Origin of the sequence: Massilia sp. ZL223 (assembly GCF_018119395.1) — a bacterium.
Lineage (GTDB): Bacteria > Pseudomonadota > Gammaproteobacteria > Burkholderiales > Burkholderiaceae_D > Telluria.
Genome location: NZ_JAGPWD010000068.1, coordinates 1 through 11,925, shown reverse-complemented (window position 1 = coordinate 11,925; position 11,925 = coordinate 1). Strand labels below are relative to the sequence as shown.

General features: G+C 69.7%; 11 protein-coding genes. 4 read left to right on the top strand and 7 right to left on the bottom strand.

The window, feature by feature from the left end:
* The 4 genes from KBW95_RS24045 to KBW95_RS24030 all read right to left on the bottom strand — a co-directional run.
* A partial coding sequence (locus KBW95_RS24045; protein ID WP_211529529.1) for a protein-glutamate O-methyltransferase CheR occupies positions 1 to 883 on the bottom strand: 883 nt, incomplete at its 3' end.
* Positions 870 to 1,340, bottom strand: a complete 471-nt coding sequence (locus KBW95_RS24040; protein ID WP_211527071.1) for a chemotaxis protein CheW — start codon at positions 1,338 to 1,340, stop codon at positions 870 to 872. The genes KBW95_RS24045 and KBW95_RS24040, both read right to left, overlap by 14 nt.
* A gap of 330 nt (positions 1,341 to 1,670) precedes the next feature.
* The gene (locus KBW95_RS24035; RefSeq protein WP_211527072.1) at positions 1,671 to 2,303 is read right to left on the bottom strand and encodes a response regulator transcription factor; all 633 of its coding nucleotides are present in this window, start codon (positions 2,301 to 2,303) and stop codon (positions 1,671 to 1,673) included.
* Complete coding sequence (locus KBW95_RS24030) at positions 2,300 to 6,061, bottom strand: ATP-binding protein (RefSeq protein WP_211529528.1); 3,762 nt, start codon at positions 6,059 to 6,061, stop codon at positions 2,300 to 2,302. Before KBW95_RS24030 ends, KBW95_RS24035 begins: the two co-directional genes overlap by 4 nt.
* A 289-nt stretch (positions 6,062 to 6,350) precedes the next feature.
* Between KBW95_RS24030 and KBW95_RS24025 the strand changes: the two genes are divergently transcribed.
* The gene (locus KBW95_RS24025) at positions 6,351 to 7,148 is read left to right on the top strand and encodes a YdiY family protein (protein ID WP_307727533.1); all 798 of its coding nucleotides are present in this window, start codon (positions 6,351 to 6,353) and stop codon (positions 7,146 to 7,148) included.
* On the opposite strand, the gene KBW95_RS24020 is transcribed toward KBW95_RS24025, so the two are convergent.
* Genes KBW95_RS24020 through KBW95_RS24010 form a run of 3 tightly spaced genes read right to left on the bottom strand, consistent with a single transcriptional unit; the run spans position 7,136 to position 9,260 of the window.
* A complete protein-coding gene (locus KBW95_RS24020; protein ID WP_211527075.1) occupies positions 7,136 to 7,630 on the bottom strand; it encodes a GNAT family N-acetyltransferase in 495 nt (164 codons plus the stop codon). The two genes, KBW95_RS24025 and KBW95_RS24020, sit on opposite strands and share 13 nt — an antisense overlap.
* Positions 7,627 to 8,940: an MFS transporter gene (locus KBW95_RS24015; RefSeq protein ID WP_211527076.1), complete on the bottom strand. Its 1,314-nt coding sequence runs from the start codon at positions 8,938 to 8,940 to the stop codon at positions 7,627 to 7,629. Before KBW95_RS24015 ends, KBW95_RS24020 begins: the two co-directional genes overlap by 4 nt.
* A complete protein-coding gene (locus tag KBW95_RS24010; protein ID WP_211527077.1) occupies positions 8,937 to 9,260 on the bottom strand; it encodes a thioredoxin family protein in 324 nt (107 codons plus the stop codon). The genes KBW95_RS24015 and KBW95_RS24010 overlap by 4 nt, the downstream gene beginning before the upstream one ends.
* A 198-nt stretch (positions 9,261 to 9,458) precedes the next feature.
* On the opposite strand from KBW95_RS24010, the gene KBW95_RS24005 reads away from it, so the two are divergent.
* The 3 genes from KBW95_RS24005 to KBW95_RS23995 all read left to right on the top strand — a co-directional run bounded on the left by KBW95_RS24005 (position 9,459) and on the right by KBW95_RS23995 (position 11,812).
* Positions 9,459 to 9,638 carry a DUF3606 domain-containing protein gene (locus tag KBW95_RS24005; protein ID WP_211527078.1) on the top strand — a complete coding sequence of 60 codons (180 nt, stop codon included), beginning with the start codon at positions 9,459 to 9,461 and terminating at the stop codon, positions 9,636 to 9,638.
* Positions 9,639 to 9,823: 185 nt separating this feature from the next.
* Complete coding sequence (locus KBW95_RS24000) at positions 9,824 to 10,951, top strand: mechanosensitive ion channel family protein (RefSeq protein ID WP_211529527.1); 1,128 nt, start codon at positions 9,824 to 9,826, stop codon at positions 10,949 to 10,951.
* Positions 10,952 to 10,972: 21 nt separating this feature from the next.
* Positions 10,973 to 11,812 (top strand): glucose 1-dehydrogenase, encoded by an 840-nt coding sequence (locus KBW95_RS23995; protein WP_211527080.1) that lies wholly within the window; start codon positions 10,973 to 10,975, stop codon positions 11,810 to 11,812.
* Positions 11,813 to 11,925 lie beyond the last annotated feature (113 nt).

Genomic DNA, 11,925 nt, shown 5'->3' with positions numbered 1-11,925 from the left:
GCGCCGGCCTGGGGTCCGGCAGGCGGGCACGCGCGGGCGCGGGCACGCCGGCCGCCTTCGCTGTGCTGTCCTTGCGGTACAAGACCGCGTCCGGGTGGAAACGCGGGGTGAAGCCGGCGAACAGCTCGGACGAGGCTTCGCTCGGGTTGACCACCAGCCAGCCGCCTTCGACCAGGCAGTCGCGCAGGCGCGCGACTGCCTCGCGCATCTGGCTGCGCGAGAAGTACATCAGGACATTGCGGCAGAAAATCACGTCCATGGCGGCGGTCTCGGGCGGATACGGCGCCTGGGCCAGGTTCAGCTGGGCGAATCGCACCTGGCGCCGCACCTCCTCGCGCAGCCGGTAATGGCCGGCCTCGGTGCGGCTGAACCAGGCGCTGCGCAGCACCGGCGCGGTGCGGCGGAACGACCATTCACGGTAGATGCCGGCGCGCGCCGTCTCCAGGCTGGCCGGGTTGAGGTCGGTGGCGAGGATGGCGGTGCGCTCGGGCGCCAGCTGGGGCACGTTGATGCGCAGTGCGAGCGCGATGGTGTACGGCTCTTCGCCGGTGGCGCAGCCTGCGCTCCAGACACGCAGGCCGGCCTGCGGATCGGCGGCCAACCTGCCCCTGGCCACTTCGCACAGCAGGTCCAGGCCGCGCGGCTCGCGGAAGAAATAGGTTTCGCCGATGGTCAGGTGGCGCGCGCACAGCGCGGTGCGGGCGGCGTCCCAGGGCCCGTCGGCCAGCCAGGCGGCCAGCGCCCCGGCGCCGGCGAGGCCGGCCTCCGGCGCCATGCGCGCGAAGGCGGCCGGCAGCTCGCCGCGGCGCGCGCCGCTGAAATGCAGCCCGGTCTCGCGCTCGATGCGGCGCACGGCCCGTTCGAAGGTATCATGCGCCGGCATCGGAGCCTCCCATGGGCGCGGCGCCCAATGCTTCGCCCAGCGCGATGCGTTCGTCCTCGAACAGGAAGCGGGACGGCTCGACCACCAGGCACAGGCCATCCTCGAGGCGCACCATGCCGCTCACGTAAGGAGCGGCCCCCACTTCGGCGGGGAACAGGCGCGCGGCATCGCGCTCGCCGATGCCGATGATGCGATCGACCACGACGCCGGCCAGGAAGCCGGACAATTCCGCGATCAGGATCTGCTGGGAAGGATCGAGCGGCGCCGGCGCAAGGCCCAGGCGCCGGCGCACGTCGACCACCGCCACCATCTCGCCGGCCACGTTCAGCACGCCAAGCACGATCGGACCCGCGCCCGGCAAGGGCGCAGGTTCCGCGCTCGGTACGGCGCGCCGTACGCAGTCCAGCGGAAGCCCGAGCCGCTGGCCGCCGCATTCGAATTCGATCAGTCGCATCATGCTGCTTGGGCTCTACGTTGGTACAAGCGCGAGGACAGCCGAAATGACGTTTCCAGCTGCGCATTGACGCAGGACAATTAACGTTAAAATCCTACCCAAGTCCTCGGCGTTACAACACTGTGCCTACCTGGAGTGTGTCGGACCGCGCCTCGCCCAGGGAGCGCATGCGGATTGCATGGATCTTCATAAACGACTGATTTAAAACGATAAAGTCGCTGTAAATATGGACTGGGGGCCCAGCCCGAATGTCATATATTTGACAATCCCTGTCGTGAATTTAACGACATAGTTTTGGAGAAATGCGTTGCCGAACAGCAACTCTACTGCCATTTAGCCAACCAAGCCGTGCTGGACCGCGTAACGGATCAGGGCGGCATTCGTATGCAGACCCATCTTCTGGAAGATCCGCAGCCGGTAGGTATTGACGGAACTTACGCTGATGCCCAGTTCGGCCGCCACCTGCTTGATCTGCAAGCCGGAACCGATCAGGGTCAGGATCTCGTTCTCGCGCGCCGTCAGGCGCTCGTGCGGCGCGCCGCCCTCGGGCGCGCGCGCCTCCTCGGCCAGCAGCTCGGCCAGGCGCGGCCCGATGTAGGTGCCGCCTTCCATCACCTTGCGGATCGCCTTGACCAGCTCCTCGGCGGCCATGGTCTTGGTGATGTAGCCCATCGCCCCGGCCTTCAGGGCCGGCACCGCATAGCGCTCCTCGCCGTACATGCTGAGCATGACGACCCGCTGCTGCGGAAAATGCCTGCGCACCTCGGCCAGCCCTTCCAGTCCGTCATGGCCGGGCAGCGAGATATCGAGCACCAGCACGTCGGGCTGGTGCAGTTCCACCAGCTTCAAGGCCTGTTCCAGGTCGGCCGCCTCGCCGACCACGCGCAGGCCGGCGGCCGAGCGGATGATCTTCTTGACGCCTTCGCGCAGCAGTTCGTGGTCGTCGGCGATGACGAGACTGGTCATGGTCGGAATCCTTTTTCTCTTTTCGAATGCAGGGGAACGCGCACGGACACCAGGGTGCCGCGCGGCGCAAGGGGGCCGGCGAGCAGCTTGCCGTCGACCAGCTCGGCGCGCTCGCGCATGCCCTGCAGGCCGAGCGAGGCGCCGCGGCGCAGCTGGGCGCGCGGGATGCCGACACCGTCGTCGCGCACGCGCAGCACCAGCAGATGGCCGCGCCGCTCCAGGCTGACCCAGACCTTGGTGGCCTGGGCGTGGCGCAGCACATTGGTCATGGCTTCCTGGAGGATGCGCAGCAGCGCCGCCGAGGCCGGGCGCGAGGGATGCGGACGGGCGGGTTCGAAGCTCACGTGACAGGCGATCCGGGTCCGGCGCTCGAAGTCGTGCACGTGCCAGGTGATGGCGGCGTACAGGCCGTGCTCGTCGAGCTCGGGCGCGCGCAGCTCGGTGGCGATCGCGCGCACCAGGCCGATCGCGCGCTCCAGGGTCGCGCTGGCCGAGCCGAGTTCGCCGATGATGGCGCCGCGCACCATCGGCCGGGACTGATCGCGCAGGTCGTCCTCGAGCAGCTTGATGTCGATCTTGGCGGCCGACAGGATCTGGCCGAGCTGGTCGTGCACCTCGCGCGCCAGGGCCTTGCGCTCGTTCTCGCGCACCGTCTGCAGGCGCTCGTACAGGGTGCGCAGCTCCTGGCGCGCGATCTCGCTCTCGGCTTCGCCGCGCTTGCGGGCGGTGATGTCGCGGGCGATCGTGACGAAGCAGCGGTCGCCCTGCCACAGCGGTGCGATCAGGGACACGAAGTGGGCCACCCACAGCCTGCGCCCGTCCGGGCAGCGGTAGCGCACCTCTTCCTCGAAGGAATCGGCCTCGCCCGCCAGCAGGCGCTCGCGGCCGGCGTGCAGGCGCTCCATGCCCGCCGGCTCGATCCAGTCCTGCAGCGAGCGCTCGCGCACGCTGGCCGCATCCAGGCCCACCACGTCCGCATACGCGGCGTTGGCGTGCACGATGCGGCCGCTGCGGTCGCTCAGCGCGATGCCCCCCGGCGCGCGGTCGAACACCGCCCCCAGCAGGCCGCTGGCCGCGCGCAGCTGCTCGGTGCGCTCCGCCACCCGCCGTTCCAGCTCGGCGTGCGCTTCGCGCTGGGCCTCTTCGGCCAGCTTGCGCCCGGTGATGTCGGTGGCGAACAGCAGCACCCCGTGCGGCGCTGGGTAACAGCGCACTTCGTACCAGCGGTGCGCCTCGCGGTCGAGGTGCTCGACGGCGGACGTGTCGCGCGCCCCGACCGCGTCGCGCACGGCCCGCTCCAGGGGGCTGCCGGGCAGGCAGGGAATCAGCTCGCCCAGCGGGACGCCGACCGCCGCCGCCTTGGGCCTCCCGGCCGCGGCGGCGTCGTTCAGGGCCACCACACGCAGTTCGCGGTCGAGGCTGACGACGATGTCGCGGGTGCCGTCCAGCACCGTGGCCAGGTCGTGGCGCAAGCCGGCGATTTCGCGCCGCAGCGCGGTTTCCCGCTCGAAGGCGGCGCGCCGCACGCGCGCCATCTGCACGTGCGAGCGCACCCGCGCGCTCAGTTCGCGCCCGCTGAAGGGCTTGGCGATGAAGTCGTCGGCGCCGGCGTCGAGCGCTTCCAGGCGCGCTTCCTCGTCGGAACGCGCCGACAACACCAGCAGCGGCACCGCGCCCGCCACCTGGTCGCGCCGGATACGGCGCACCAGGTCCAGGCCGCCGGCGCCGGGCAGCATCGCATCGACCAGGACCAGGTCGGGCGCGGCGCCGCGCAAGGCCGCCAGCGCGGCCTCGGCGCCCGCGACCGAGGACACCGCGCAGCTGTCGCGCAGCAGGCGCGCCACATAGCGCACCACGTCTTCGTCGCGCTCGACCACCAGCACCCGCGCGCCCTGCCTGGCCTCGGTCCGGCCCAGCGCGGCCGGCGCCCCCTCGATCTCGTAGCGCTCCAGTTCGTCGCGGAACTGGGCGCGCCGCATCACCTGGGCCTGCGGCCGGGGCGGCTGGCGCATGGCCCCGCCCGGCGCCGGACGCCGCCAGGGAACGCGCACCGTGAAGCGGCTGCCCATGCCGCGCCGGCTTTCGAGGGCCACGTCGCCGCCGTGCAGGCGCGCCAGCTCGCGCACCAGGGCCAGGCCGACGCCGCCGCCGTCTCCGCCGGCGGCCTCCGCACTGCGGCTGCGGTAGAAGCGCCCGAACACGCGCGCGGTTTCCTCTTCCTCGATGCCGATGCCGGTGTCCGCCACCTCCAGCTCGATCCAGCTCCCGCCTCCGCCCAGGCGCACCGCGATGCCGCCTTCACGGGTGAACTTGAAGGCGTTCGACAGCAGGTTGAAGACGATCTTCTCCCACATGTCGCGGTCCAGCATCGCCTGGCCCGGCTCCAGGGTGCTCGTGACCGTCAGACGCAGCCCCGCCGCCTCGACCGGCGCGCGGAACAGGGCCGCGATCTCGGCCGTCGCGACCGAAGGGTCGACCGGTTCGAGCACCAGCGGCAAGGTGCCGGCCTCGATGCGGGCGAAATCGAGCAGGGAGCTGACCAGCTTGTTCAGGCGGCGCGCGTTGCGGTCGGCCATCTCCACCGCTTCGCGCACTTCCGGCGCCAAAGGCGCGCCTTGCCCGTCCAGCAGCGCGCCCAGCGGGCCGAGGACCAGGGTGAGCGGCGTGCGCAGCTGATGGCTGGCGCCGGCGAAGAAATGGGAACGGCTGCGCTCCAGCTCGGCCATGGCGGCGATGCGCTCGCGTTCGGCGACGTCGGCCTCGGCCACCGCGACCGCGTGGGCGACATGGCCGCCGACCTGGTCGAAGAAGGCGCAGTAGGCGGCGTCCAGCTGCCGGCGCGGGTTGACCCCGACCAGCAGCACCCCGCCGGGCGCATCCTGGCCGCCCGGTCGAAACGGTATCGCCAGCATCTGGCGCGGCGCTTCCGGCCAGGGGCCGCTGACGCCGAGCGCCTCGACCGCGCGCGCGGCATCCATCAGCACCGGTTCGCCGCTCTCGATCGCGAGCGCCGCCAGTCCGGCCAGGGTCGACGCCGAGGCGGCGGGCAGCTGCTCGCCAAGGTACCCGGTGGCGAACAGGCAGCCCAGGCGCCCGCCGGCGCCGGCGCGCAGCAGCGCGGTGAACGGCAGGTCGCGACGGTTGAAGTCGAGCGCTTCGCGCACGCGCATCAGCAGGTCGTCGCTGCGCCGTCCGCGCGCTACCGCGGTAGCCAGGTCGGACACGGTGCGCTGGCGGCGCTCGGCCAGCACCCGTTCGGTGGTTTCCATGAAGGCGATGAAAACGCCCCCGACCGTTCCCCGCGCGCTGACGATGGGACTGTACGAGAAGGTGAGATAGGCTTCGACCAGTTGTCCATACGGGTCGATCGGCAGCTCCAGGTCGTCGTTGCGCACGGCCAGGCCAGTGCGCAGCACGGATTCGAGCATGGGTTGCAGTGTCGGCCAGGCGTCCGGCCAGACGTCCATCACGCGCTGGCCCATGGCCCAGGGATGCTTGTTGCCGAACACGCTGACGGCGGCGTCGTTATAAACGTAGACCAATTCCGGGCCCCACGCGATCGCCAGCGGGAACTGCGAGCTTAGGCAGATGCCGGCGGCCGCGCGCAGCTCGTCGGGCCAGGCCGACGGCGGCCCGAGGGGCGTGCTGCGCCAGTCTTTGTCGCCGGCGACGCCGGGCAGGCGCGAAAACCCGGGCAAGGGTTCGGACATGGAATCGGACAACTGCATGGGCGCCGTTCCATCCTGTGGGGTGATCATGGCGATTGGACAATCCTCGAGGCGTCGGCGAGCCCAATGCCGCCGTCCGAACTTCTGTAACAATTCTACCGATTGCAACCGAGCAATTGCAAATTCTTTGACCGTAAATACGCCACATTTCACACTTTACGGGATACTTCGACCTGCTCCAAAGCATCGCATCGCGCTGCCTTTGGGATACAATGTCGCTGATTTGCCGCGGCTCCGGCCGCGGCGCCTGTTCACCATTGAGGGCCGGAAGGCTCGCCGCGTTGCCGAATGCCGCAATGCGGCCTCCGCACAGATGCCGATGAAATCACTCCCGATCTTTGTGTCTCTCCTGGCCGTGCATGCCATGGCCGCCGCCGCTCCCGACCTGCCCGATGTCGGCAACGTCCACGCGCCGCTGACCGTCGTCAAGCCCGCCGAACTGCCGGACGGCGCCTGGTTCACGTCGGCGGAGCTGGGCGCGATCTCGACTTCCGGCAACACCACCGGCACCTCGGTGACCGGCAAGATCGACGCCAGCCACGAGACGCCCTCGTGGCGCCATGAGTTCGTCCTGAGCGGCTTCTTCAAGGAAGACGAGTACGAGGACGAGGACGGCAACCGCCAGAGCAGCCGCACGGCCGAGCGCTACGCGGTGTCGGCCAAGGCCTCGCGCAAGCTGGTCGGCGCCGGCCGCCGCGCCTTCGTGCTGGGCTCGCACGTCAACGACCGCTTCGGCGCCTACACCCGCTATTCGACCATCGGTATCGGCCACGGCTCGCGCTGGCTGGACGCCGCCGACAAGACCCTCGACGTGGAGATCGGTCCCGGCTATTTCACGGGCGAGCGCGCCACCGGCGAGGACGAGAACGGCATGACGGTGCGCGGCGCGGCCCAGTTCCGCTGGCGCGTCAGCCCCTCGGCCTTCTTCGCCCAGACCGTCAGCGTCGAGAAAGGCACCTCGAACACCCACTCGGTGTCCGAGACCTCGCTCAGCACCAAGATCAACGACACCATGCAGATGAAGGCCGGTTTCAGCGTGCGCAACGATACCAGCGTGCCGACCGATAAGAAGAACACCGATACCCAGACCTCGCTGACGATGGTCTATTCCTTCTGAGGGGCCCGCCAGCGCAGTTCCCGGCTGGCGCCCTCGTCATGCAAGGCCTGGAAGCCCAGGCCCGCGTACAGACTGCGCGCCCCGGCATTGTCGGCGCGCACCCGCAAGGCCAGCGCCTGGCCGCCCTCCCCGGCTTCTTCCTGCAAGGCCAGCAGCACGCTGCGCGCATGGCCGCGCCGGCGCGCCCGCGGCGCGATCGAGAGATCGACCACGCGCAGTTCGCCCGGCCTGCGGTCGAGCACCAGGCGGCCGACCGGGCCTTGCACGTCTTCCACGATCCATTCCTCCGCCTGCGGGCAGGCCCGGGCATAGGCTTCGCGCTGCAACGCCTGCTGGTAGCGCGCGATGCCCTCGACCACGGCGCGCGGCACCGGCAGCGCGCCCAGGTCGGGCCGGGTCGACAGGTAAAGCGCCGCCAGGAAGTCCGCGTCGCCCGGACCCGGGACGCGCGCGGACAAGCCGGCGAAGCCGCGCGCGCTCAAGGCGGCGCGGGCTGGGCCGGGGCCTGGCCGGATGGCTGCGAACCCGCCAGCACCAGGGCCAGCAAGCTGAGCAGCGCCGCGGCGCTCAGGTAGTAGCCGACGTACTCGAGGCCGTAATTGGTGGCCAGCCAGGTCGCCACGTAGGGCGCCAGCGACGCGCCCAGGATGCCCGCGAAGTTGAAGGTGAGCGAGGCGCCCGTGTAGCGGACTTCAGCCGGGAACAGCTCGGCCAGCAGGGTCCCGAGCGGCCCGTAGGTAAAGCCGACCAGGCACATGCCCAGCACCATGAACACGCCGGCCGACAGCAAGGTCCCGGCGCCGAACAGCGGCCCGTAGAGCAGGCCGAAGGCGGCGATCCCCGCGCTGACCAGCATCATCGCAGTGCGCCGGCCGTGGCGGTCCGCCAGCAGGGCCGAAGGCGGAATGGTGAGCGCGAAGAACACTACCGCGAACAGCTGCAGCAGCAGGAACTGCTGGCGCGAGAAGCCCAGCTTTGTCGTGCCCCAGCTCAGCGCGAACACCGTCATCAGGTAGAACACCACGAAGGTGGCGAGCGCGATCAGGGTGCCCAGCACCAGGGCGCGGCCGTGCTGCGCGAACACGGCCACCGCCGGCATCCGCACCCGCTCGTTACGGTCGAGCACCTTCTGGAAGTCCGGCGTTTCCGTGATCTTCAGGCGCACATAGAGGCCGACGATGACCAGCAGCGCGCTGGCCAGGAAGGGAACGCGCCAGCCCCAGCTGAAGAATTCCGCGTCGCTCAGCACTTCACCCAGCAGCAGGAAGGTGCCGCCGGACAGGAAGAAGCCGATCGGCGCGCCCAGCTGCGGGAACATGCCGTACCAGGCGCGCTTGCCCGGCGGCGCGTTCTCGGTGGCGAGCAGCACCGCCCCGCCCCACTCGCCGCCCAGGCCCAGGCCCTGGCCGAAGCGGCACAGGGCCAGCAGCAGCGGCGCCAAGGTGCCGATCGCGGCATAGGTCGGCAGCAGGCCGATCAGGACCGTGGACAGGCCCATGGTCAGCAGCGCCGCGACCAGGGTGGCCTTGCGCCCGATGCGGTCGCCGAAGTGGCCGAACACGGCCGAACCCACCGGGCGCGCGAAGAAAGCGATGGCGAAGGTGGCCAGCGACTGCAGGGTGGCCGCGGCCGGGTCGGCCGCCGGGAAGAACAGGCGCGGGAAGACCAGCACCGCGGCCGTGGCGTAGATGTAGAAGTCGTAGAACTCGATGGTGGTGCCGATCAGGCTGGCGAACAGGACGGTGCGCGGTTTGTTGGCGGGCGCGGGTGCCTTGCTTGCAGCCAGGCTCATGCGTTGCCCGCCTGGGCCAGGGCCATGCGCACCTCGTCGGCCGTATCCGGGCGCACCACGCGCGCCACTTCCTGGCCGTCCTTCAGGACCACGACGGTTGGCCACAGCTTGATGCGGAAGGAGCGGCCCAGCGGGCGGCCGGGTCCGTCCTCGACGCGGACGTGGCGCGCGGACGGATAGTCGGCCAGCGCCTGGTCGATGGCCGGCTCGGCGGCGCGGCAGTAGCCGCACCAGTTGGCGCCGAAATCCAGGGCGACGATACCGGGCGTCGCATCGATGGCGCTGCGTTCGGGCTGGGCGGTTTGGTAGGGTGCAGCCATGGTGTCCTCCTCGTTCTTGCTTTAGTGATACTTAGCGATAGTGTAAGCCTACCTCAAAACGGGCCGGCTGGCATGCGCCGACCCTCCCGGTGGTCCGGGCGCCCAAGCAAAAAGCGGTCCGAGCGTGAAACACCGAACGGAAGACCTGGGCGCACGCTGGCACTCTGGCGCCAGACTCATGATGAAAAGGAGGCAATTATGTCTGACAATCTGAAAGACAATGGCCCGCAGGACCGTGCCCGCATCAATGTGCACGAGGAATGGGAAGTACGCCACTGGACCGAAGCGCTGGGCGTGAGCCGCGAAGAGCTGGAACGCGCCGTGCAGCAGGTCGGCACCAGTGCCGAGGCCGTGCGCCAGCACCTCGCCCGCCGTTGATTCGTTACGCGGGCATTGCGCCCGGGTTCCTTGCCCCGGCCGGCCGCGGCTGATCCGCGGCCGCGCTTCCATCCCGCGGCCGCGCGCGTGGCGCCGCTGCCGGCGCCCGCCCTCTCTTGTTGCCTGCCGTCCGGCGCCTGTCGAGCTGGCGCCGGCGTCGCAGGCATTCCGGAAAGGAGTCCAGTTTGCGTATTTCCGCCTTCATCGCTTCCCTCGACATTTCTCCCGCCAATGCCCTGTTCGCGCTGGGCGCCGCCATCCTCAGCTTCTTCGCGATGCATGGCGTGCTGCTGCTGGTGCGCAAGCGCCTGTCCCGCCTGAGCGAGGAGCGCGCGCACCGGCCGGTCGCCGAAGTCCTCAGCCGGACCCTGGCCCGCACCAGCACCCTGGCCATCTTCGTCACCTCGATCCTGATCGGCCTCTCGGTGCTCGACCTGCCGCCGCCCTGGAACACCCGCCTCGGCCACCTGTGGTTCTTCACCCTCGGTATCCAGCTGGCGCTCTACCTGCACCGCGCGATCCGGGTCGGCGCGCGCCGCTACTTCCGCGCCCACAGCCACGGCCGCGAAGACGAACAGGTCACGGTCGCCCATACCCTGGTGATCTGGGTGCTGCAGACCAGCGTGTGGGCGATCTTCATGCTGGCCCTGCTGTCCAACCTCGGCATCAACGTCACCACCTTCGTCGCCAGCCTGGGCATCGGCGGCATCGCGATCGCGCTGGCGGTGCAGAACATCCTGGGCGACCTGTTCGCCTCGCTGTCGATCGCGGTCGACAAGCCTTTCGAGGTGGGCGACTCGATCTCGGTCAACAATTTTTCCGGCACGGTCGAACACGTGGGCCTCAAGACCACGCGCATCCGCGCCCTGGGCGGCGAGCAGATCGTGATCGCGAACGCCGAGCTCTTGCGCAATACCGTGTTCAACTACCGGCGCATGAGCACCCGCCGCATCCAGTTCACACTGCGCGCCAGTCCCGCCACGCCGCCCGAGCTGGCGGCGCGCGTGCCCCAGGCGCTGGGTGAACTGATCGGCAAGCACGAAAAGCTGCGCTTCGACCGCGCCCACCTCAAGACGGTCGACCAGAACTGGATCGAGTACGAGGTGGTCTACACCATGCTCGACACCGACTACAACCTCTACATGGACACGCAGCAGGCGATCAACCTGGACGCCATGCGCATGTTCGCGGAGCTGGGCATCTCGACGGCTCCCAGGCCGCAGCACCTGTTGCTGCAGGAATTGCAGGACCAGCCCGCGCCCGCCGGACACGCCGGCGTGCGGCCGGCGCAAACGCGCATGCGCACGTCCTGAACCTTCACCACGGAGTGAACCATGAACCAGCCGAAGCAGCAGCAAGAGCCGCCGGGCGTCGAAGGCGCCCTCAACCCGCCGGCCGACCACGGCGAGTCCAGCTACCGCGGCAGCGGACGCCTGCGGGACAAGGCGACCGTGATCACGGGGGGCGACAGCGGCATCGGCCGCGCCGTCGCACTGGCCTATGCGCGCGAAGGCGCGGACGTCCTGATCGCCTACCTGAACGAGCACGAGGATGCGCAGGAGACCGCGCGCCTGGTGGGGGAAGCCGGCCGCAAGGCGGTCCTGATGGCGGGCGACCTGGCCGATCCGGCCCACTGCCGCGCCATCGTCGACAAGGCGGTGGCCGAATTCGGCCGCATCGACGTCCTGGTCAACAACGCCGCCTTCCAGATGAGCCACGATTCGCTGGAGGAGATCCCGGACGAGGAATGGGACTACACCTTCAAGGTCAACATCACTGCGATGTTCCACCTTTGCAAGGCGGCGGTGAAGCACATGGCGCCGGGCTCGTCCATCATCAACACTAGCTCGGTCAACTCGGACAATCCCAAGCCGACCCTGCTGGCCTATGCCACCACCAAAGGCGCCATTGCGAACTTCACGGCGGGCCTGGCCCAGCTGCTGGCCGAGAAAGGCATTCGGGCGAACTCGGTGGCGCCGGGGCCGATCTGGACGCCGCTGATTCCGTCCACCATGCCGCCCGACCAGGTCGAATCCTTCGGCCAGCAGGTGCCGATGAAGCGGCCCGGCCAGCCGAAGGAAGTGGCGCCGGTTTACGTGATGCTGGCCTCCGATGAAGCCAGCTATATCTCGGGTGCGCGGATCGCGGTTACCGGAGGAACCCCGATCCTGTAAGCCTCCCTGGCGGTTTAGTTGCGGCCGCCGGAGACCTGGCCCGAGACTTGGCCCGACCCCGTGCCGTTCGCGCCGCCCTTCGCACCGTCCTGGCCGGCGCTGCCGCCGACCGA